Origin of the sequence: Streptomyces europaeiscabiei (assembly GCF_001550375.1) — a bacterium.
Lineage (GTDB): Bacteria > Actinomycetota > Actinomycetes > Streptomycetales > Streptomycetaceae > Streptomyces > Streptomyces europaeiscabiei.
The window spans coordinates 1-21231 of sequence record NZ_LRTR01000687.1 but is presented as its reverse complement, the minus strand read 5'-3'; the positions used below and the strand labels follow the sequence as shown (position 1 = coordinate 21231).

Annotated in this window: 22 protein-coding genes; 10 read left to right on the top strand and 12 right to left on the bottom strand. The window is 69.4% G+C overall.

Going from position 1 to position 21231, the window contains the following annotated elements; all coding sequences use genetic code 11:
* Positions 1 to 144: 144 nt before the first annotated feature.
* Complete coding sequence (locus tag AWZ10_RS34010) at positions 145 to 342, bottom strand: CsbD family protein (RefSeq protein ID WP_037703320.1); 198 nt, start codon at positions 340 to 342, stop codon at positions 145 to 147.
* Between the two features lie 526 nt (positions 343 to 868).
* On the opposite strand from AWZ10_RS34010, the gene AWZ10_RS54275 reads away from it, so the two are divergent.
* Genes AWZ10_RS54275 through AWZ10_RS33995 form a run of 3 tightly spaced genes read left to right on the top strand, consistent with a single transcriptional unit; the run spans position 869 to position 4275 of the window.
* Positions 869 to 1249 carry a hypothetical protein gene (locus tag AWZ10_RS54275; protein ID WP_234360620.1) on the top strand — a complete coding sequence of 127 codons (381 nt, stop codon included), beginning with the start codon at positions 869 to 871 and terminating at the stop codon, positions 1247 to 1249.
* 57 nt (positions 1250 to 1306) lie between these two features.
* Positions 1307 to 1999, top strand: a complete 693-nt coding sequence (locus tag AWZ10_RS34000) for an ABC transporter ATP-binding protein (RefSeq protein ID WP_234360619.1) — start codon at positions 1307 to 1309, stop codon at positions 1997 to 1999.
* The gene (locus tag AWZ10_RS33995; RefSeq protein ID WP_060892929.1) at positions 1996 to 4275 is read left to right on the top strand and encodes an FtsX-like permease family protein; all 2280 of its coding nucleotides are present in this window, start codon (positions 1996 to 1998) and stop codon (positions 4273 to 4275) included. The genes AWZ10_RS34000 and AWZ10_RS33995 overlap by 4 nt, the downstream gene beginning before the upstream one ends.
* 358 nt (positions 4276 to 4633) lie before the next feature.
* Here AWZ10_RS33995 and AWZ10_RS33990 read toward each other — a convergent pair whose 3' ends face one another.
* Positions 4634 to 5677 (bottom strand): LacI family DNA-binding transcriptional regulator, encoded by a 1044-nt coding sequence (locus AWZ10_RS33990; protein ID WP_060892928.1) that lies wholly within the window; start codon positions 5675 to 5677, stop codon positions 4634 to 4636.
* 235 nt (positions 5678 to 5912) lie between these two features.
* Here AWZ10_RS33990 and AWZ10_RS33985 point away from each other — a divergent pair, with 235 nt between their 5' ends.
* The 6 genes from AWZ10_RS33985 (at position 5913) to AWZ10_RS33960 (ending at position 11132) form a co-directional block, all read left to right on the top strand.
* Entirely contained in the window at positions 5913 to 7064 is a 1152-nt protein-coding gene (locus tag AWZ10_RS33985) for a Gfo/Idh/MocA family protein (RefSeq protein ID WP_046704088.1), read from the top strand.
* Positions 7061 to 8215: a dihydrodipicolinate synthase family protein gene (locus AWZ10_RS33980; protein WP_060892927.1), complete on the top strand. Its 1155-nt coding sequence runs from the start codon at positions 7061 to 7063 to the stop codon at positions 8213 to 8215. The genes AWZ10_RS33985 and AWZ10_RS33980 overlap by 4 nt, the downstream gene beginning before the upstream one ends.
* 32 nt (positions 8216 to 8247) lie before the next feature.
* Positions 8248 to 9045 (top strand): sugar phosphate isomerase/epimerase family protein, encoded by a 798-nt coding sequence (locus tag AWZ10_RS33975; protein WP_060892942.1) that lies wholly within the window; start codon positions 8248 to 8250, stop codon positions 9043 to 9045.
* Positions 9046 to 9272: 227 nt separating this feature from the next.
* Positions 9273 to 10388: a S1 family peptidase gene (locus AWZ10_RS33970; protein WP_079104545.1), complete on the top strand. Its 1116-nt coding sequence runs from the start codon at positions 9273 to 9275 to the stop codon at positions 10386 to 10388.
* Between the two features lie 73 nt (positions 10389 to 10461).
* A complete protein-coding gene (locus AWZ10_RS33965; RefSeq protein ID WP_046704084.1) occupies positions 10462 to 10743 on the top strand; it encodes an Arc family DNA-binding protein in 282 nt (93 codons plus the stop codon).
* Positions 10740 to 11132: a PIN domain-containing protein gene (locus tag AWZ10_RS33960; RefSeq protein ID WP_060892925.1), complete on the top strand. Its 393-nt coding sequence runs from the start codon at positions 10740 to 10742 to the stop codon at positions 11130 to 11132. The genes AWZ10_RS33965 and AWZ10_RS33960 overlap by 4 nt, the downstream gene beginning before the upstream one ends.
* Before the next feature lie 153 nt (positions 11133 to 11285).
* On the opposite strand, the gene AWZ10_RS33955 is transcribed toward AWZ10_RS33960, so the two are convergent.
* From AWZ10_RS33955 to AWZ10_RS33940, 4 genes are all read right to left on the bottom strand, one after another.
* Positions 11286 to 11819 carry an RICIN domain-containing protein gene (locus tag AWZ10_RS33955; RefSeq protein ID WP_244172635.1) on the bottom strand — a complete coding sequence of 178 codons (534 nt, stop codon included), beginning with the start codon at positions 11817 to 11819 and terminating at the stop codon, positions 11286 to 11288.
* A gap of 119 nt (positions 11820 to 11938) precedes the next feature.
* Entirely contained in the window at positions 11939 to 12940 is a 1002-nt protein-coding gene (locus AWZ10_RS33950; RefSeq protein ID WP_060892924.1) for a helix-turn-helix domain-containing protein, read from the bottom strand.
* A 7-nt stretch (positions 12941 to 12947) separates the two neighbouring features.
* A complete protein-coding gene (locus tag AWZ10_RS33945; protein ID WP_046704081.1) occupies positions 12948 to 13199 on the bottom strand; it encodes a DUF397 domain-containing protein in 252 nt (83 codons plus the stop codon).
* Positions 13196 to 14053, bottom strand: coding sequence for a helix-turn-helix domain-containing protein (locus AWZ10_RS33940; protein ID WP_078935281.1), 858 nt, complete (start codon positions 14051 to 14053; stop codon positions 13196 to 13198). The genes AWZ10_RS33945 and AWZ10_RS33940 overlap by 4 nt, the downstream gene beginning before the upstream one ends.
* Positions 14054 to 14210: 157 nt before the next feature.
* Here AWZ10_RS33940 and AWZ10_RS33935 point away from each other — a divergent pair, with 157 nt between their 5' ends.
* Positions 14211 to 14699: an ATP-binding protein gene (locus tag AWZ10_RS33935; protein WP_060892923.1), complete on the top strand. Its 489-nt coding sequence runs from the start codon at positions 14211 to 14213 to the stop codon at positions 14697 to 14699.
* Here AWZ10_RS33935 and AWZ10_RS33930 read toward each other — a convergent pair whose 3' ends face one another.
* The 6 genes from AWZ10_RS33930 to AWZ10_RS33905 all read right to left on the bottom strand — a co-directional run.
* The gene (locus AWZ10_RS33930) at positions 14700 to 15179 is read right to left on the bottom strand and encodes an RICIN domain-containing protein (protein ID WP_052769556.1); all 480 of its coding nucleotides are present in this window, start codon (positions 15177 to 15179) and stop codon (positions 14700 to 14702) included.
* Between the two features lie 132 nt (positions 15180 to 15311).
* Positions 15312 to 16022 carry a hypothetical protein gene (locus AWZ10_RS33925; protein WP_244172634.1) on the bottom strand — a complete coding sequence of 237 codons (711 nt, stop codon included), beginning with the start codon at positions 16020 to 16022 and terminating at the stop codon, positions 15312 to 15314.
* A 175-nt stretch (positions 16023 to 16197) separates the two neighbouring features.
* Complete coding sequence (locus AWZ10_RS33920; protein ID WP_046704078.1) at positions 16198 to 17325, bottom strand: ABC transporter ATP-binding protein; 1128 nt, start codon at positions 17323 to 17325, stop codon at positions 16198 to 16200.
* Complete coding sequence (locus AWZ10_RS33915) at positions 17318 to 19090, bottom strand: ABC transporter permease (protein WP_046704077.1); 1773 nt, start codon at positions 19088 to 19090, stop codon at positions 17318 to 17320. The genes AWZ10_RS33920 and AWZ10_RS33915 overlap by 8 nt, the downstream gene beginning before the upstream one ends.
* A 42-nt stretch (positions 19091 to 19132) precedes the next feature.
* Positions 19133 to 20341, bottom strand: coding sequence for an ABC transporter substrate-binding protein (locus tag AWZ10_RS33910; RefSeq protein WP_046704076.1), 1209 nt, complete (start codon positions 20339 to 20341; stop codon positions 19133 to 19135).
* A gap of 128 nt (positions 20342 to 20469) precedes the next feature.
* Positions 20470 to 21231, bottom strand: a 762-nt coding sequence (locus AWZ10_RS33905) for a DUF6177 family protein (RefSeq protein ID WP_244172633.1), incomplete at its 5' end; no start/stop codon positions are given.

The following is a 21231-nucleotide window of genomic DNA, read 5'->3' as shown; positions in this document are numbered from 1 at the left end:
GATCAACGGCGGTGGGCGAAGGCGCCGGTCGCGGCGCTCATGGCGATGGGGGCTCCCATGCCCTCGGGAGCCCCCATCCACCGGCCGGGAACCGGCAGACTCCGGTCCTCGGCGGTACTCGTCACGCGTACGCGCGACGCGACCTCACATGCCGTCGCGCTTCGCCGAGCGCTGCGTCTCCTGGACGCGCTCCTGCGCCTTGCCCTTCATCTTCTTGGCTTCGCCGCGCGCCTGCTGCATCTGGCCCTCGGCCTGCTGCTCCCGGCTGCCGGTGACCTTGCCGGTCATCTCCTTGGCCTTGCCCTTGATCTTGTCCATGCTGCCCTTGTCCTTGGCGGCCACGGTTTCTCCTTGGTGGTGGCGGGTGAGGTGATGGCCCTCCCGCCCAACGTAAGGCGGAGTGATAACTGTCGCGCGCCGAGGCGTCACGCTGTGTGATCGCCGCTGGTGTGGGCGATCCCGCTGGGGGAGGGAATCCGGGCCGACCGAGCGTGGTCTCCCGCGCGGACCTCGGCCCGCCCGGTGAAGACGTCGCCCGGTGAAGACGTCGCCCGGTGAAGACGTCGCCCGGTGAAGACGTCGCCATTGCCGCGTCGGGATTGATGAGCCGGTCATTCGGCGGGTCGCCACTGGGACGGCGCGGCTCGCGGCGCAGCGGAACGTCATGTTCATGCAAGGTGAGGGCAAAGTTGCCGCAAAGAGCGCCCGCCGGGAGACCGGGCAGATAGGGGCAAGATCGAACTGATCATCCCCATCCCCCTCTTTGGCCGGTGTTAGCTTCACAGCCGCTCTGGTTGACCGCCAGGGCCGCACAAAAGAATAAAAAACGGGAGGAAATATGCGTAAGTTGGCAGTAGGTGCCCTTGCGGTGAGTCTCTTCGCCATGGGGGCGGGCACGGCGGTCGCCGCCTCGTGGCACAACATTCCGACGATGTCGACCGGCGGTGCGAAGTTCCACCACGGCGAGTACAAGTGGCACCCGTCGGGGCAGAACCACGGCGCCTTCGAGTGGGCCGGCAAGCTCCAGGATGACGACCACGACGACGACCACAACGTGTACATGCAGGTGAAGGTCGAGGGGTACGACTGGAACCGCTACAACGGCAAGCAGAAGAAGACCGTATCGCTGAACCACCTCAACTGGGCGGCCCCGCAGCAATACACCGACGACGCGTACATCCGCGTCTGCCGTGACAAGGGTTCGTTCAACCCGGACAACTGCTCGGCCACCAAGCACTACCAGCGGTAAGCGAAAGCGCACCGCCAAGTACCGGGCCCAGGTTGACCTCTGGGCCCGGTCGCTTCTTTGGGGGAAGCCATCAGTACGTCAGAAGTCCTTTCGGCCAAGGGTGTCGACCTTCGCTACGACAAGCAACTGGCTGTCAGCGACGCCCACCTCTCGATCTCCCGGGGCGAGGTCGTGGCCATCACCGGGCAGAGCGGTTCGGGGAAGTCCTCGCTGCTGTACTGCCTCGCGGGAGTGCTGCTGCCCGCGCGCGGGCAGGTGCGGTTCGAAGGGCAGTCGCTCGGCGATCTCACCGACGACGAGATCAGCACGCTGCGCCGTGAACGCTTCGGTTTCGTCTTCCAGTACGGCGAACTGCTTCCCGAACTGACCATCGAGGAGAACACCGCCCTGCCACTGCGTCTGGCCGGGCAGCGCAAGAAGCCCGCGCTCGCGACCGCCGGCGAGGTCCTCACCCGGCTGGGCCTCGGCGAACTGCGCGAGCGCCGCCCGTCGCAGGTGTCGGGCGGACAGAGCCAGCGCGTCGCCGTCGCACGGGCCCTGGTCCACCGCCCGGCCGTCGTGTTCGCCGACGAGCCGACCGGGTCCCTGGACAGTGCCAACGCCTCCGCCGTGCTGAAGGAGTTCCTCGATCTGGCGCGCTCCCAGGGCACCGCCGTCATCCTGGTCACCCATGACCCCGCCGTCGCCGCGCAGGCCGACAGCCACTACGCGATGTCCGACGGAGTCCTCACCCCCCGGGGTGCGGCGTGAGGGAGTTCCTGCTCGGGCTGCGCCTGCTGTTCGGTGCCGGCCGCGGCAACCGTATCCGCTTCTTTCTCATGGCGGCCGGCGGCTCCGTCGGGGTCTGCTGCCTCGCCCTCGTCCTCACCATCCCGCAGATCCTCGACGCACACGACGGCAGGGCCGCCGCACGGCAGCCACGGTCCGCTTCCGCACAGCCCGCAGGCTCCACGCTGGTCCTCCAGCGCTCCGACCCCTACGGCTCCAAATCGTTCACCCGGGTGTTCATCGCCAAGGGGACCAAGGGAGCCGACCCGGCCCCGCCAGGGCTGAAGGAACTCCCGGACCCGGGCGAGGTGTTCCTCTCCCCCCGCGCACACGACCTGCTCCGTGACCGGCCTGCGGTCGCGGGACTCCTGCCCGGCGACGAGAAGGGCCTGATCGGCGCGACAGGGCTCGCCCACCCCGACGAACTGTTCGCCTACATCGGCACGACCCGCGACAAGATCGCCGACGAGGGCCGCACCCTGAAGAGCTGGGGATACGGCTACGCACCCATCCCCGCCGTCGAACCCTCGACCCGGACGTACATCCGCTTCGCCCTGGGATCACTCGTCCTGCTCCCTCTCGGCATCTTCCTCTCCGTCTGCGCCCGGCTCTCCGCCGCCAGCCGGAACCGCCGCCTCGCCTCCCTGCGTCTGCTGGGCCTGAGCGCCAAGGGAACCCAGCGGGTCAACGCGGCCGAAACCGTCGTAGCGGCCCTGCTCGGCGCGATTCTCGGCCTCGGCGAGTACTGGGTCCTCAACCAGGTGATGACCCGGACCGGACTGCCCAGCCTGCGGTGGTACCCGGCCGATGGCGCGCTGTCCGTGACGACCATCGCCGTCTGCCTGATCGGCTCCCCGCTCCTCGCCTGGTTCGTCGGCCGGGCCAGCGCACGCGATGCCGCCGCCAGCCCACTGGCGGTACGCCGTACCGCCGCCCCCAAGCGCCCCACCAAGTGGGGCGGTCTGCTTCTGGTGACCGGCCTCGGCATCGTCGTCGGTTACTGCGCCACCGGCTTCACCGACCACCCCGCTAACAGCCTCGGCCTGAACGCGTTGGTCATGCCGGCAGGCATTCTGCTGACGGGCCTGGGACTGGTGCTGACGCTGCCCCTGATCTCCTACGCCCTCGCCCGCCGACTGGCGCGAACCACCCAGTCCCTCACCCTGAATCTGGCGATGCGCCGCAACGAGGTCGAGCCGGGCAGCACCATGCGGGTCGTCACCGGTCTCGTACTGCTCGTCTTCTCCGCCTCCCTCGCCCAAGGCGTCCTCATCCAGCTGGAACAGGTCACCCGGCCGTCCGCTCCCGTGCAGGACTACTCCATCGTCCTGTCCACCCTCACCACGGAGCAACAGCGCAGGCTCGCCAACGTGCCGGGGGTACGCGCGCATGCGGTAACGATGATGTCCTGGACTGATCCCGAAGGTCCTGCCGACCAGCCTTGGGCCAGCGCCGTCGTCGCCACCTGCGGCCAACTGGCCAAGCTGGTACGGCACTCCGAGGGCTGCGAGGACGGCAAGGTGATGCGGCTCAGCGACCCGAACGCGGGTACCGGTCAGGGCGCGCGCCCCGGTGACTCCCTAGTCTTCCGTATACCAGAAGGCGGTCAGGGAAAGACCCTGAGCTTGACACTTCCGAAGGACAAAATCGCCTACAGCGGGTACAGCCCGTCGGGGGTCGGTGGAGCGGAGGTGCTCATCCCGCCGTCGGCGCTGCCTGCCACGGCCCGCCCGGAGGCGGCGCAGTACGTCCTTACCAGCAGCTCTGACCACGACCAGGTCCGCAAGGTCCTCGACGGCATCGCCACCGTCATCCCGACCGCCGAAGTCGACCCCGTCGGCGTGAACATCGAGGGCCTCCAGCAGATCGCCGTCCTCGAAACCCTGCTCGCCGTCGGCATGATCATGGGCCTGGTCATCGGGACCGCGGCCTTCGTCGTCTCGGCGACCGACCGGGCGGTGGAGCGGCGCGCCCAGGTCACCGCCATCACGCTGATCGGCGCACGGGCGCGGACGATGCGGACCGTGCAGTGCGTACAGGTCGCGCTCCCCTTGAGTATCGGACTCGTACTGGCACTCGCGACGGGCAAGCTCGCCGAGGCCTGCTATCTGATCACCGGAGGCAGCGAGATCTACTGGGACTTCGCCGGCCTCCCGGTGCTCGCCCTCGCGGCGGCGGGCGTGGCGGCGCTGTCCGCCCTCGGAACACTCCCGCTCGTGGGACGGCGCATCGACCCGGAACTGATCCGCCGCGACTGATCACGTGCGCTCGACCACCGGCGGTTCACCGGCTCGGCTTGCCCTGCCTCATGCAAGCCGAGCCGACTGCTGGCCGACCAGGCACGACAGGCCGAAGACGTCACTCCGGGCCGCTGTTCCGCCTGGTCGGCGACGCGCGACCGAGCACCGCGCGCTGCCTGTCCGTCGGAGCGGCAACGGCCGACGGGGCGGTGGCCGTCGACCCCGCCCCTCAAGATTCCCGACCCCATCCCTCTCAGGACTCCCAGGCTTCATCCGCCGCAGGACTCCTGAGTCTCTAGCGCCGCAGGTCCCCGTGCCTCATCCTGCTCCGGACTCCCGGGCCTCAACCCTCCCAAGCCCCCCGGCCTCACCTACCTCAGGCCTCCCGAGGCCCCCCACTGGACCCCCGCACCATCAACTCCCCCCGCACCGTGGCGATCCCACCCGGCGGCGGCTCCTCGCGCCCCATGGCGATCCGCCCGGCGCGGGCCCCCGCCTCCGTCAACGGCAACCGCACGGTCGTCAACGCGGGCACCGCGTCGATGCTGAACGGCAGATCGTCGAACCCGGCCACGGAGACATCGTCCGGAATCCGCAGCCCGGAATCGCGCAGCGCCGCACAGGCGCCCAGCGCCACCGTGTCGTTGGCGGCGACCACGGCGGTCAGTGCCGGATCCCGCCGCAGCAGCTCCAGCGTCGCCTCGTACCCGGAGAGCCGGTCGTAGCGCCCGTACACCGTCCACCGGGGATCGTCCTCGATCCCGGCCGCCGCCAGCGCCGCCCGATGCCCCTCCAGGCGGTGCCGGGTCGTCGTCCGCTCCTGCGGCCCGGCGATGTACCCGAGCCGCCGGTGCCCCAGCCCGATCAGATGCTCGGTGAGTTGCTGACCGCCGCCCCGGTTGTCGAAGGTGATCGCGATGGCCTCCGGCGTCGGCGGCCGACCGCACAGCACCACCCGCGTCCCGGCCTCCGCCAGCTTCCGCAGTTTGTTGCCGACGGCGGCCAGATGCGTGGGATCCTCGATGGCCCCACCGGTCAGCACGACGGCGGCGGCCCGCTGCCGCTGGAGCAGCGTGAGATACGTCAGCTCGCGCTCGGGGGAGCCGCCCGTGTTGCACACCACACCCAGCCGCTCACCGCCCGCACGCCCGCCCGGCCCGCCGATCTCGGACTGGATGGCCGCGGCCATGATCCCGAAGAAGGGGTCGGCGATGTCGTTCACGAGGATGCCGACCAGGTCGGAGGTGGCGGCGGCGAGCGCGCTCGCGGGCCCGTTGAGGACGTAGTCCAGCTCGTCCACGGCCTTCAGCACCCGCTCGCGCGTGGACGCGGCCACCGGGTAGTTGCCGTTCAGCACCCGGGATACGGTCGCGGGCGACACCTGCGCACGGGCCGCCACGTCCGCCAGGGTCACAGTCATCGTTGCTCGTCCTCCGGTGCGCGTGATGTTCGGGCTGTCGGGGAACCTTACGGCCGCGATCACCGTTCGCCCCCTCGAACAACTCGACCCCCTCGCGGTCTTGTCCAGACCGCTGCTCAGAGGCTAGCTTCTCATTGGATAGAAAGCGCTTGCTGTAACGCTCACCCTTTCGTCGGGCGTACGCGGCGCCGGACGCGTACGCGGAAACGAACGCACACCAACGAAAGGACCGGCCGTGACACGCAAAACCGTACGGATCGCCATGAACGGCGTGACCGGGCGCATGGGCTACCGCCAGCACCTCGTCCGCTCCATCCTCGCCATCCGCGAGCAGGGCGGCCTCGATCTCGGCGACGGTACCGTGCTGTGGCCGGAGCCGATCCTCGTCGGCCGCCGGGAGCATGTACTGAAGGCGCTCGCCGAGCAGCACGGCCTGGAGCACTGGACCACGGACGTGGACGAGGTCCTCGCCGACGAGTCCGTCGAGATCTACTTCGACGCCCAGGTCACCTCGGCCCGCGAGGAGGCGCTCAAGAAGGCGATCGCGGCGGGCAAGCACATCTACACGGAGAAGCCGACCGCGACGGGCCTGGACGGCGCACTGGAGCTGGCCCGCCTCGCGAACGCCGCCGGCATCAAGCACGGCGTCGTCCAGGACAAGCTCTTCCTCCCGGGCCTGCTGAAGCTCAAGCGTCTCATCGACGGCGGCTTCTTCGGCCGCATCCTCTCCATCCGCGGCGAGTTCGGCTACTGGGTCTTCGAGGGCGACTGGCAGGAGGCCCAGCGCCCCTCCTGGAACTACCGTGCGGAGGACGGCGGCGGCATCGTCGTCGACATGTTCCCGCACTGGGAGTACGTGCTGCACGAGCTGTTCGGCCGCGTGAAGTCCGTCCAGGCTCTCACCGCCACCCACATCCCGCAGCGCTGGGACGAGCAGGACAAGCCGTACGACGCCACGGCCGACGACGCCGCGTACGGCATCTTCGAGCTGGACGGCGGCGCGATCGCCCAGATCAACTCGTCCTGGGCCGTCCGCGTCAACCGTGACGAGCTGGTGGAGTTCCAGGTCGACGGCACGGAGGGCTCGGCGGTGGCAGGCCTGCGCAACTGCCGTGTCCAGCACCGCTCCGCCACCCCCAAGCCGGTGTGGAACCCCGACATCCCCGCCACCTACTCCTTCCGCGACCAGTGGCAGGAGGTGCCGGACAACGCCGAGTTCGACAACGGCTTCAAGGCGCAGTGGGAGCTGTTCTTCAAGCACGTCTACGCCGACGCGCCCTACCACTGGGACCTGCTGGCCGGCGCCCGCGGCGTCCAGCTCGCCGAACTGGGCCTGAAGTCCTCGGCCGAGGGCGTCCGTCTCGACGTACCGGAGATCTCGCTGTGACGATCCGACTCCCCGGCGCGGACGGGCTGTCGAAGCCCTACACCCCCCGCACCGAACCGCTCGCCCTCTCCACCGGCGCCCCCTTCACCTCCCGTACGGTCTTCTCGGCGGCGCACGTCGTCGCCGACCCGTACGCGGACGTGTCCCCGGACTCCCCGGCCGCCGTCGACTGGGACGCCACCCTCGCCTTCCGCCGCCACCTGTGGTCGCACGGCCTGGGCGTCGCCGAGGCGATGGACACCGCGCAGCGCGGCATGGGCCTCGACTGGGCGGGCGCGGCGGAGCTGATCCGCCGCAGTGCCGCCGAGGCGAAGTCGGTCGGCGGCCGTATCGCCTGCGGCGTGGGCACCGACCAGCTCACCGGCCCGGCCTCCCTTGCCGAGATCCGCAAGGCGTACGAGGAGCAGCTGGCGCTCGTCGAGGAGTCGGGTGCCCAGGCGATCCTGATGGCCTCGCGCGCGCTGGCCGCCGCCGCGACGAGCCCCGAGGACTACCTGGAGATCTACGGCCACCTGCTCCGCCAGGCCACCGAACCGGTCGTCCTGCACTGGCTCGGCCCCATGTTCGACCCGGCGCTGGACGGCTACTGGGGCTCGTCGGACCTCGACGCGGCCACGGACACCTTCCTCGCCGTCATCGCCGCCCACCCGGACAAGGTCGACGGGATCAAGGTCTCCCTGCTGGACGCCCAGCGCGAGATCGACATCCGCCGCAGGCTCCCGGTCGGCGTCCGCTGCTACACGGGCGACGACTTCAACTACCCCGAGCTGATCGCGGGCGACGAGCAGGGTTTCAGCCACGCCCTGCTCGGCATCTTCGACCCGCTGGGCCCGCTGGCGGCTGAAGCGGTACGGGTGTTGGACACGGGCGACGCGAAGGGCTTCCGGGAACTCCTGGACCCCACCGTCGAGCTCTCCCGGCACCTCTTCCAGACCCCCACCCGCTTCTACAAGACGGGCGTGGTGTTCCTGGCGTGGCTGGCCGGCCACCAGTCGCACTTCACGATGGTCGGCGGCCTCCAGTCGGCCCGCTCCCTCCCGCACTTCGCGCGCGCCTACGAACTCGCCGACGGCCTGGGCCTGTTCCCGGACCCGGCGCTGGCGGAGACCCGTATGAAGAACCTGCTCGCGGTGTACGGAGTGGCCCAGTGAGTACCGGACTTGAGCGTTTCAGCATCAACCAGATGACGGTCAAGCAGCTCTCGATGCCCGAACTGGTCGACGGTTGCGTGGAGTTGGGTATCGGGGGCGTGGGCCTCTGGCGCGAGCCGGTGGCGGTGTACGGCCTGGACGCCACCGCCAAGCTGGTCCGCGGCGCAGGTCTGTCGGTCACGACCCTCTGCCGGGGCGGCTTCTTCACGGCGATCGACCCGACGGAGCGGGCGGCGGCGCTGGCCGACAACCGCAGGGCGATCGACGAGGCGGCGACCCTGGGCACGGACACGCTGGTCCTGGTCTCGGGCGGCCTCCCGGCGGGCTCGAAGGACCTGCACGGCGCACGGGAACGCATCGCGGACGCGCTGTCGGAGCTGGGCCCCTACGCCGCCTCCAACGGCGTACGCCTGGCCATCGAACCGCTGCACCCCATGTTCGCCTCGGACCGCTGCGTGGTGTCGACGCTCTCCCAGGCGCTGGACATCGCCGAGCGCTTCCCGGCGGACCAGGTGGGCGTGACCGTGGACACCTACCACATCTGGTGGGACGACACGGCCCCGGCGGCGATCGCCCGCGCGGGCGCCTCCGGCCGCATCCACACTTTCCAACTCGCCGACTGGATCACCCCGTTGCCCCAGGGCGTCCTGACCGGCCGGGGCCAGATCGGCGACGGCGCGATCGACATGCGCGAGTGGAAGTCCTACGTCGAGGCGGCGGGCTACACCGGCCCCATCGAGGTCGAGCTGTTCAACGACGAGTTGTGGGCCGGGGACGGGCGCGAACTGCTGGCACAGACGGCGGCGCGGTTCGTGGAGCACGCGGCGTAGCGAGCCGGCGAGGTGGTGACGACGGCCTGTCCGCGGGGGCGGCAGGCCGTCGGCGTATCAAGTCCGGGCGGCGGCACGGATCATGTGAGCGGGAGTGGACGCAGAGGCAAGACTTCTGTGGATCTTCTGCCAGTGACAACGGTGGTGCCCACGGCGCATGCTGCTTCCGTGCACGGCGATCAATCACGCCGTGGTCCCTGCTCACGGAGCCCACGGAGGCGCGATCCATGCGAAGACTGCCGACCCCTCGCACGTCGATGACAGTGGCGATCTGCAGCCTGTTCGCGGTGCTGGGCGGGCCAACCGCGAACGCCGCCCCGGCCCCGGCCTCGATGGCCGGACCGGCCCAGGTGAGAGCGCTGGTCGCCTCGATAGGTGCCGACCGTACCGGCGGCACCTTCTACGACGGCGACGGGCAGCTCGTCGTCGCGGTCACGGACGAGGCCGCCGCGCGGACCGTCCGTGCCCAGGGCGGCACCGCCAAGGTCGTCGAGCACAGCACCGCCGACCTGAACTCCGTGCGCACCACCCTCGACCAGCGGATCGCCGACACCGACCCGATCCCCAACACCGCCTGGGGCGTCGACCAGAGCACCAACCAGGTGACCGTGTCGATCTTCGACGGCGTCTCCGCCGCCGACCGTAAGCGCCTCACCGATCTCGTCGCTGGTTACGGCGACAGGGTGCGTGTCGAGGAGCTGCCCGGCGGGATCAAGGAGACCGCCTACGAATCCCTCGGCGGCATCGGCATCGTGGCGCCGTACGGCCCCACGCCCTGCACCCTCGGGTTCAACGTCCGTGACTCCTCCGGCAAGAAGTACTTCCTCACTGCCGGGCACTGCGCGAGCACCGACGACGAGAGGTTCTGGCACCGGGAGGCCGGCGGCGTCTACCTCGGCAAGCGCACGGAATGGTGGGACTTCGGCGAGGTCGAGAAGGACTACGCCGTCATCGAGTACCTCAACGACGACGTCGCCGCCTACGGGGCGGTCCGGGCGGCCGGCGCCACGTTCGAGATCACCGACTCCCGCTATCCGGAGGACGGTGAGTCCGTCAAGCGCGCCGGCGCCGTCAGCAGCGACCTGGTGGGCCAGGTGATCAATCCGAGCGTGACCCTCACCTTCCCCAGCGGCAAGGTCATGAAGAATATGATCGAGACCTCGCACTGCGCCCTGCCCGGAGACAGCGGCGGTCCTCTGTGGGCGGGAACCGACGCGCTCGGGATTGCCTCCGCGACCAACACTCCGAAGGACGCGTCGTGCAACAGCGCCCAAAACCAGTACCGGACCTTCTTCCAGCCGGTGCACTGGGTGCTGGCCCGCTACGGGCTGAGCGCGTTCTAGCCGGAGTTGGCGGAGAGGGTTCGCGGGGCCCTGCTCCGGCGCGCGGGATGTATACGTCACGTATACTCGCCGCATGCCCGATGTCATGATCCGCGTGCCCGCCGAAGTCCGTGATCAACTCGCCGCCGTGGCCGAGGCCCGCGGCACGAGCCTTCGTGCGCTGATGCAGGACATAGCGGCGCAGACGCTGACTCCCGAGCAGATCAGGGAACGGGCCGACCGTACCCGTGCCCTGCTCGCCGATCGGTTCGGACACGACGTGTCCGACGAGGAGTCCGCCGAGATGCGGCGCAAGATGCGGGAGGCCACCGCGGCTCACCGGGTAGCTCTCGCCGAAGCGGAGTCGTCCCGTTGAGTCATACCGAGCACTACGTCCTCGACACCCCGACTCTCTTGGCGTTGGGAGGCGACAAACAGGTCTCCGGTCTCGTCCACGCGGCGGCGGCGAGCGATGACGTTCGCCTGTGGGTGCCTGTTCTGTGTCTCCTGGAAGCCGAGCGTCTGCGTTCGGGCATGGTGGAGCACGTGGGCGTACTGGTGGACGTACTGCATGTCCTCGACGACGACTACGCCATGGCGGTCACCATCGCCGACCTGAGCCGCGCCGGCGTCTCCCACGGCGCCTCGGCCGCGGTCCACGCCGCCAGACCGAACCAGACGATTCCCATGGGCGCGCTGATCGCCACGGTGGAGCCGGACGCCTATCGGGGACTCGGGGTCGGGGTCATGGACCTGAATCGCTGACGGACGGGCAGGACCACCTTCCACCTGCCCTTCCTCGCGGGGAACAGTGATGCCAACGCCGCGGTCAGGGTGCCCCCGGCCGCGGCGGTGATCCATCACTCGGTACGGGAGGAAAGGGAGGTGAGCAAGGGTTTGCCTCGTGGAGTACCCGGGTCAGCCCGACGCCGACGGGTCGATCACGATGATGCCGTCTCCGATCCATCTCTGCTCGCTGCCGAGCGTGCAGGTCCACTGGACCAGCTCCGTGTTCGCCTTGCTGGAGTGGGGAACGGCGAGGCAGTAGCCGCTGCTGACGCTGCGCAGCCGATCGGCGGAGTCCCAGATCCAGGCCTGCTGTTCGCTGCCGCTGCACGTCCGCTGGATGGCGGCGGCCCCGTTGCTCTCAGCTGCGATGGCGAGGCACATCTTGCTGTTGTAGTTGATGAGGCGAACGCGGTCCCCGTTTCCTCCTGAGAGCCTCTGGGCGTACCAGATCTGGTCGTGGTTGGCGGTGCACTCCCACTGAGCCACGGCCCTTCCGCTGACCTCGCTGCTGCCGGGAACCGCCAGGCACTTTCCGGAGTTTCCGTTCGTGATCTTCATGTTCTCATTGACAGCACTGGCCGTCGGCGACGAGAACAGTACGGACGTGGCCGCGAGCGCGAACCCCGTGGCGCCGAGCATCATCTTGCGCATCTTGTTGGACATGGTTGGGGTGTGACTCGCTTTCCTGGTCAGGGAGTTGTGCGGCAAAAGCCTGATCAGCATGCCCGGCGGGTCCTGGGGCTGTCGTTACCTGTGCGTCCACGGGCACGTTGTCGACGGGTCTACCCCGCCTCCCGCACGGCCCCCGCCTGTGCCAGCACGCGGTACTCCATGGGTGACACCCCGTACGCGCTCCGGAACGCCCGTGTGAAGTCGGAGGCGCGGACCATCCCCCAGCGGGTGGCGATGGTGTGGACGGGAGTGGAGGCGAGGCTGGGGTCCGCCAGGTCGCGGCGGGCGCCTTCGAGGCGCTGGACGCGGATCCAGGCCGCGACCGTCTCGCCGGGGGTGTCCTCCTGGAAGATCCGGTGCAGATAGCTCAGTGAGACGTGATGTGCGGCCGCTATCACGGGCGGTGCCAGCTCGGGGTCGTGCAGGTTCTGGCGGATGAACGCCCGTACGCGCGTCGCCAGAGCCCGCTGGCGGGTCTCCGGCGGCAGCGCGTCCTCCGCCTCCAGCACCTGCGCGAACCAGGCCGACAGCAGGTCGATCAGGACGGTGCCGAGGCGGGGCGCGTCGGACGGCTGGAGGATGTCGCCCTGACGCTCCAGGCCGGCGAGGAACCCCGTCAGCAGGGCGCCCACCCCCTCCCGTCCCGGTAGATGCCGCCCCAGCAACTGCCGGATGCGAGCGGGCGGCAGGGGCACCAGCGCCTTGGGGAAGTCCACACCCACCCCCGTGATCACCTGACGGCCCCGGTCGGCCGGCAGGTGCACCTCGTACGGCCGTGACGTGTCGCTCAGCCACAGGTCGCTCGGGCCGTACGCCTCGGCCCGCCCCACATGCTCGAACCCCAGGTCACCGCCGAGCACCAGCGACAGGTGGTACATCTCCGGGTCGGACTGCCGCACCTGCTTCTCGGTACGCCGGAACTCCGTCGGCAGGTGCGACGTCGGCCACACCAGCACCGGGCCCAGCTCCATCAGCCGCTGTTCCGCCCAGAAGTCGTCGGCGAACAGGCTGCTCATGTGACTGGGCGCGATCGCCCGGTGCATCAACTCGCCCCAGTACTCGAACCGGTGCTCCTTCGGCACGTCGTCGCTCCGGAAGACCGTTCCGATCATGTCGGGGTCAGTCCTGAGCGGCGGCGTACGGGACGAAGTCGGCCCAGGCGGTGGGGGAGAGGGTGAGGAGGGGGCCGGTGGTGTGCTTGGAGTCGCGGATGTGGATGGTGTGGGGGAGGGCGACGGCCACTTCGACGCAGTCGCCTGAGCCGGTGCTGCTGTAGCTCGACTTGAACCAGGAGAGGGCCACTTCGACGCAGTCGTCGCCGTCTCCGCCGCTGTAACTGCTCTTGAACCAGGTCAGTTCGGAGCTGCTCATGGGTTTCCTCGCATCCGCCGCAACAGGCTCACGGAGTCTTCGGAGGTGAGAGCCTGTGATCGCATCCTGGCATATCGCCTCTGCAGGACGCTGACCTCTTTCGCGTCGGATACGAGCAGGCCGCCTCGTTGCCCTTCACAGTAGCCGTACCAGCGGTTTTCCGAGGTTTCCAGCAGGCGCATGGGGCCATCGAGCCCAGCGTGAGTCTCCCGTACCTGGGGCATGACCTGAATCTCGATGTTCCGTAGATCGGCGATCTCCAGTACGTGATCGATGAGTTCGCGTGTCACCTCCGGCCCGCCCGTACGCCGGATGAACAGCCCCTCCTCCAGGATGAAGCTGAACTCGGTGTTCGGCCGCTCCCGCAACAGCCGCTGGCGTTCTGCACGAGCCACCCACTGGGCCTCCACCTGTTCTTCGCCCAGCGGCGGCAACTGGTTGTTGAACAGCGTCCGCGCGTACGCCTCAGTCTGCAGCAGCCCAGGAACGAGGCGGCACTCGTAGGTGTGGAGCACGATCGCCGACGCCTCCAGCCCGGCCCACTTCCTGAACCAAGCCGCCAATCCCGGCTGCCTCCCCAGATGCTGAGCCGCACGGACCAGCGCCCCGGTGTTTCCGAGCGCCCGATCCACCCCCTCCACAAGCGCCGCGTCCGGCATCCGCCGCCCCAACTCCACCGACGCCACCATGTGCTTGGAGTAGCCGATGACGTCGGCCAGCTCCTCCCGGCCCAGCCCCGCGTGCTCCCGCAACGCCTGGACCATCGCCCCGAACGTCCGCAGACTGTCGGACGCCTCCGGCTCCCCGCCGCCCATCCCCGTCGCCGCCATGCCGCCGCCGCTGTCGGCCACCATGGGCCACCTCCCGCGCACCCGCCCGCCGAACCACACCGTTCAACGCCCATGGTCGCAGCGCGTCACCAGTACCGTCCATTGAGTGACCGCGTACGCTCGCGCAGCGTACGCGGCCCGGTGCTGGTGAACCGGCGGTCGGGGCGGTCACATTGGCGGCATGACCGCACCGCCCGCCCAGCAACACCCCGTCACCGTGCACGTGTTCACCCAGCGCTTCAGCTCCACCCCCTTAGGGGCCCGGCTGGCAAGGCACCTGGCCCTGAACCAGTTGCACACCTGGGGCATCCCGCACGGCTCGGACGCCTCCGACAGGGCGGCGGCGGTCGTGGCCGAGCTGGCGGCCAACGCGGTGACCCACGGCCGCGTCCCCGGCCGGGACTTCGAACTCCGCCTCTCCCTCCCCACCGGCTCCCTGCGCATCGAGGTCACCGACACCCGCGCCGAACGCCATCCGCCCGGCCCCGGCGCCATACGGCCGACGAGCCCGCTCGACGACGGCGGCCGGGGCCTGACCCTCGTCGGCGCGCTCGCCGACCGCTGGCAGGTGCTGGACCGCGACCCGCCCGGCAAGACCGTCCTGGCCGAGATCGACCTGCCCCGCTGGCTGTCCCTGGTCAGGCTCCTCCCGGCTCGGGAGTCTGGCTGATCAGGTCCAGCGCTGGTCGTAGTCCAGGGTGCAGGTCCACATGACCGGCTCGACGCCGTTGGTGTGGCTGGAGTGGGGAACGGCCAGGCAGTAGTCGTAGCGGTTGTTGCGCAGTCGGCCGATGCTGTCCTTGAGCCAGAGGTGACTGTCGGTTTCGCTGCAGTAGAGCTGGAAGGGCTTGATGCCGTCGTTGACGCCGGTGAGGCACCGTTGAGTGGCCTTGTTGACGAGCTGGTACCACTCGTCCTTCACATGACGCAGCTCCCACCGCTGTTCATCGTCGTTGTTGCACGTCCACTGGATCGGACTGACTGCCAATCCGGGATCGGAGTGGGCAATGGCCAGGCACTTCCGGGATTCCACGTTCTTCAGCTCCTGGTAACCCGCGGCCTGAGCCGGCGACGGGGACAGGAACAGAACGGAACCGAGTGCGAGCACCGCCGCGGCGGTTCTTCGTGCGGCCTTCAGAGCACGGGACATATGTATCTCCTGGATCAGGGGCCGGAGGACGGGGAACGGAACAGTCCGCTCGGAGAGCGGGAATGACCAGAATGCGGCGCGAGTTCCGCAGATGTCGTTATCGATGAGTCCCGTGGCTGCTTGTCTCTGCGTCTACTCCGGTACCGGAGCCGGCTGTTGAGCGGCACGCGGCTGTCGGTACCGGTGGACCAGCCCGGCCGTGTACACCATGAGCGGTACGACGACGGCGGGCACGAGCCACCACGGGAGGCCGAGCCACACGAACGGCAGCCCCACGCCGCAGCAGGCGACGAGCAGCGCGATGAGCAGTGGTTTGCCGTACTGGGCCCAGGTGAAGGTCTCGCGGTCGTGGGGCCGGGTCAGCCGCATCGCGCCGAGCCAGAACCCCAGAGCCGCCAGAAGGCCCGCGAACGTGCCGATCGCGGCCGTCATCTGGGGTTCGTCGCGGGGTTCCCCGGAGGTGCTCTGCCGGACGCCTCCCCGGCTGAGCGCGGTGATGTCGCCGCGCCAGACGGTGCCGGTGACCCGGTCCCCCGGCCGCAGGCGCTCCAACAGCGGGTCCGGGCCGCCGAACTCCACGGTCCGGTTCCAGAGGGGCGCGCCGGACAGGGCCGCCCGGTAACCGCCGTTTCTGCTCGATGTGTTCCGGGTGCTGTCGACGGTGAAGGAGACCGTACGCAGACAGTCCTCCCACTCCTTCGCCGGGGCGTCGGCGCCGCACGGCTCGGCCGCCCCGTACTCCTCGTAGCGGTTCATGTCCTGGGGCAGCCACACGGCGAACACCAGGATGCAGGCCAGCAACGGGGCCAGGGACAACGTGAGGAGCGTCGCGCCGATTCTCATGGCCACAGCCTCACCCGGCGGCGACCGGGCAGACAACGGAGGTGTCGGGCAGCCTCGCCCCGCTCTTGGCTGCCGTGTCCCGGTAGACACCGCTCATGAGGGCGTCCCCTGGAAGGCCGGGCTCGACGGCCTTCCAGGGGACCGGGGGAGGGGAGGATGGTTCAGAAGCCGCACGTCATGCGGTGACGGTCAGCAAGTCCCGCTGATCCTCCGGCAGTTCGACCTTGTCCGCGTACAGCAGCGCGTGCCCCGGGTCGAAGACCAGCGCCACCTCGCCCGCGAGCCCCCCGTTGCTGCTCAGCACCTGCACCACCTGGTCGCCGAGGCGGACGTCGTACTCGTAGCGGGAGCCGACGTAGGAGCTGGTGATGACCTGGGTGTCGAGCCGGTTCACACCGGCCGGGGTCTCGGCCGAGGAGACGACCTCCAGGCGCTCGGGGCGGACGGCCACCGTCACGGAGTCACCGGTCGGGACGCGCCGGTCGCTGTCGACCCGTACGACCTCCCCGCCGGCGTCGAGGAGCACGGTGTGCCGGGTGCCGTCCAGGCTCACCACCTTGCCGGTGAGGAAGTTGCAGCGGCCGACGAACGCGGCGACGGCCGGGGCCGCGGGCCGCTCGTAGATCTCGTGCGGGGTGCCGATCTGGATCATGTTGCCGCCCTCCATCACGGCGATCCGGTCGCTGAGCGCGAGGGCCTCGTCCTGGTCGTGGGTGACGTAGACGGTCGTGATGCCCAGCTCCTCCTGGAGCCGCTTCAGCCAGGCACGCGCCTGCTCGCGGAGCTTCGCGTCCAGGTTCGACAGCGGCTCGTCGAGCAGCAGGACCGACGGCGAGTACACCAACGCCCGTGCCAGGGCGACCCGTTGCTGCTGGCCACCTGACAGCTGGTGCGGGTAGCGACCGCTGAGCGCGGCCAACCCCACCTTGTCCAGAGCCTCGTGGATCAGCGTTCTCTGCCTGTCCTTCGGCACCTTGCGGATGGTGAGCGGCAGCGCGAGGTTCTTCGCGATGGTCATGTGCGGCCACAGCGCGTACGACTGGAAGACCATGCCGAGGTTGCGCTCCTCGGGGGGAAGGAAGATCCCGGCCCCGGCGTCCACGAACGGTCTCCCGCCCACCGCGATCGAGCCCTCCGTCGGCTGCTCAAGCCCCGCGATGCAGTTCAGCGTCGTCGACTTGCCGCAGCCGCTCGCGCCCAGCAGCGTGAAGAACTCGCCGTCCTTGATGGTGAAGGTGACGTCCCGCAGGACGGAGTTGTCGCCGAACGTCTTGGCGAGGTTCTTGACGGTCACCTCAGGCATGGTGCTTTCCCTTCATGAGCAGTCCCGCGAGTGCGACGAAGACCGCGGTGATGCCGATCTGGAGGGTGGCCAGCGCGGCGACGGATCCGGCCCTGCCCTGCGTCCAGAGGCTGAGCATGGTGGTGCCGAGGATGTTGTTGTCGGCCGAGCTGAGGAAGACGGCCGGGGAGTACTCCTTGAGCATGATCACGAAGGTGAGTACCAGGGCTCCGGCGAACGCCGGTGTGATCAGGGCCCGCAGGACGCGGAAGAAGGTCATCAGCCAGTCGGCGCCGGAGACCCGGGCAGCGTTGTCCAGCTCACCGCCGATCTGCATGATCGCCGGGGCGACCGAGCCGAACGCGCTGGGCAGGGCCCGCATGCCGAAGGCGATGACGACGGCGTAGATCGTGCCCTGGAGGACCGAGCCCATCCCGAACGGGGCGAGCGCGAAGGCCCAGAAGAAGCCGATACCGATGATGATGCCGGGGAGGGACTGGGGGATGAGGGCCAGATACTCCACCGCCCGGCCCCACCTGAACGTGGAGCGGCGGGCCACCATCACCGCGAACACGGCGAGGACGCTGACGACCACCGAGCCGACGCCGGCCACGACGAGGCTGTTCCACAGCGACTGCACGTAGTTGTCGGAGTCGAAGACGAGCTCGTAGTTCTTCGTCGTCACCGTCCTGAACGGCGACTGCAGCGGCGTGAACACGAGCGTGAAGGACCGCATCACCAGGCCCGCGATCGGGATCAGGGCGCCGACGATCACGTAGAACCAGATGCACGCGATGCTCACCCACTTCAGCCAGCCCAGGTCGAGCTTGCGCGGCCGGGTCACCTTGCCGCGCACGGACACGAACCGGGCCGCGTCCTTCAGCAGCTTCGCCTGGACGGCGACCAGGCTGAGGGTGAGCACGAGGATCACCGTGGAGGCGGCGCCGAGCATCGTGTAGTCGGGGTCCACCGACTGAAGTCCGTTGTGGTAGAGGAAGGTCGAGAAGACGTCGATGCTGACCGGCTGGCCGTACAGCAGCGGCACGCTCAGCGTCTCGATGGAGACGGAGAAGACGAGGATCGCCGAGTAGACGATCGGGGGGCGCAGCAGCGGCACGATCACCTGGGCGAGGATGCGGAAGGGACCGGCACCGCAGACCTGCGCGGCTGATTCGAGCGAGGCGTCCGACTGCCGGAGCGCGTTGGCGCAGAAGACGTACGCGATCGGGGCGAGCGCCACGGCCTCCGTGAGCGCCATGCCGGGGATCGAGTACAGGTTCCACGGCACCCCGCCGAAGACCTGCTGCACCTTGACGCTGACGAACCCGGCCGGGCCGTACATGATGATCCAGCCGAAGCCCAGGATCAGCGACGAGATGAAGAACGGCCACTGCATCGCCAGCGCGACCAGCCGGCCGCCCGGCAGCTTCGTCCGGACCACCACGATCGCCATCGGGATGGCGATCGCCAGGCTGAGGATCGTCGTCAGCGAGGCGAACAGCAGCGTGTTCAGGGCGACTTCACCGAAGCCCGCCTTGGTGAAGAGGTCGGTGTAGCCGCTGAGGGTGAAGGCCCCGCCCGCCTCGTAGAGCGGGCGGTTGCGGATGCTCTGGTAGAGGGTCGGGACGATCGGGGCCAGCACCAGGACGGCGAGGAACGCCAGGACCGCGTACTGGACGACCGTGTCCCGTCCGATGCCGAGGGGGCGGCGGTAGCGCGGGGGCTCGAACGTCTCCGCCGGTGACTCGTCCGCCGGGGTGCGCGGCGGTTGGGTGAGGGTTGACATGTGCTCTGACTCCGATCGTCCCGGTGGCTGCCTGCTGACGGACTACTTGCGGAGTCCGTCGAAGCGCTCCAGCCAGGCTTCGGAGTCGTCCTTCGAGACCGGCTCGTACTCGACGTGGATGATGTTCTCCTCGCCGACCGCGTCCACGACCTCCTGGTAGGTGTGCAGGCCCTCGCCCTTCACGCCCTCGCGGTACGAGGCCAGACCGCCCTCGGCGACCGCGCGCTGGCCCTCGTCGGAGAGGGCGAAGTCCAGGAAGAGCTTCGAGGTCGCCGGGTGCGGCGCCTCGGCGGCGATACCGAGGCCGCGCGGCAGGACGACCGTGCCGTCCTTCGGGAAGACGATCTTCACAAGACCCGCGCTGTCCTCCACCACGGGGTAGGCGGGGGAGGCGCTGATCAGGAAGCCGGCCGTGTACTCACCTGCGACGATCTTCTCCAACTGGGTGCCGGAGGAGGTCTCCGGGCGGGTCAGCGGAAGGATCTTCTCCAGGTCCTCCCACGACTCCGGGTTGCCCTCGGTGAGCGCCCGCGTGACCGTGAAGCCGAACGAGCCCTCCGGGTCGCGGACCGTCACCTTGTTCTTGTACTTGTCCTCGTCCGACGTCACGATCTTCGCGAAGTCCGTCAGGCTGGTCGGCGGGGTCTCCATCAGCGACGTGTTGTACGCGATCGTCATCGGGTCCTGCGACATCGAGTACACGCTCGGCAGCAGCTCCGCGCTCTCGCCCAGCTCCTCCAGCTCCGGCGACTTGTACTCCAGGACCGTGTCCTCGCGGGCCGAGAAGTCCGCCCACGCGGTCGCCGCGCTGGAGATCAGCACGTCCGCCGGGGAGGAACCGGCAGCGTTCTCGGACAGGGTCTTCTGGAACAGCTCGTCACTGTCCAGCTCGTTGACGGAGACGGTCTTGATGAAGTCGTACTTCTTCTTGAAGTCCCGGACGATCGGCGCCATGTTCTCGTCGCCGAGGTTCGAGTAGACGGTGAGCTTGCCGCCCTCCTTCTCCGCCGCCGCGATCAGGTCGGCGTAGTCCGCCGGGTAGTAGTCCGGCACCTGGCCCGCCGAGATCTTGTTCTCCGCCACCTTCGGCGCGTCGGCGTCGCCACCGCCGCAGGCGCCCAGGGTGCCGAGCGCGAGGGTCGCGGCGAACGCCGCCGCGAGGGGGCGCCGGACGGGACGCCGGTACACGGACGCCGGTCCGATGACGGGGCCGATGGTGTGCCCGGTGCCGACGTGGCTGGATCTGGCCATGGTTCTCCTCCTGGCGCGTGCCTTCTGGCAGCTGTTGCCGGGAGGTTAGAGACCCAGGTCAGGCCGGTACATCCTTTGCCGGTCAGAACTCGTACTGGTGGTATTGGTCGTTGTGTTAGTGACGCGAGTCACCCTTGCCGAGCAGGGGCGGATGGCTGGGAACGATCACCCTTGAGATGGGCCGTGAGCTGCTGGAGCCGCCCCCACGCCTCGGTGTCCTCACCGTCCCCGAGGGGGTAGTGCAGCGCCGGACGGGCCGTCGGGCCGAGATGGACCGCCCGGACCTCGACCGGGGGCCGCCGCGCGTGGTCCAGCCCGATGGTGTGCACGTCGTCCGGGCCGAGCGTGAAGGCGTACGGGATCGGCGGCCCCTCCAGGCGGGGAGCGGTCGTCAGGTCGGCGCGCGCCACCCGCACCGAGGTCAGCAGGGTCCGCAGCCCGTGCTCCCGGACCAGCGTGTCGGCCAGCGGCTCGATCCGGTCCAGCGGCACGTCCTCGCCGGCCGCGTATCCGACGGTCAGGACCACGTCCTCCTCCACACCCTTCGTCGTACGCGTCACCCGGACCGTCGCCATGGCCGGCCGGTCCGGGGTGCCGACGACGACCAGCTGCGACGGCTCGGGCATCCGCTCCCGGGCCAGATCGGTCAACTGCCGTGGCGACCAGGGGAGGTTGACGGGCTCGGCCGTACCCCAGCCCGCCGGCGCCGTCCCCGTCAGTGCCTCCCACGCCGCCTCCAGGGCGCCGCCCAGCAGCAGCCCCTCGTCGGCCCGGTGCACCGTACGGAGGGCGACGATCAGCTGCCGTCCCGGCGCCTCGTCCGCCGGGCGAATTGCCGGGCCGTCCGCCGGGCTGCTCGCCGTGCCGCTCGCCGGGCGCGTGAACGCGGC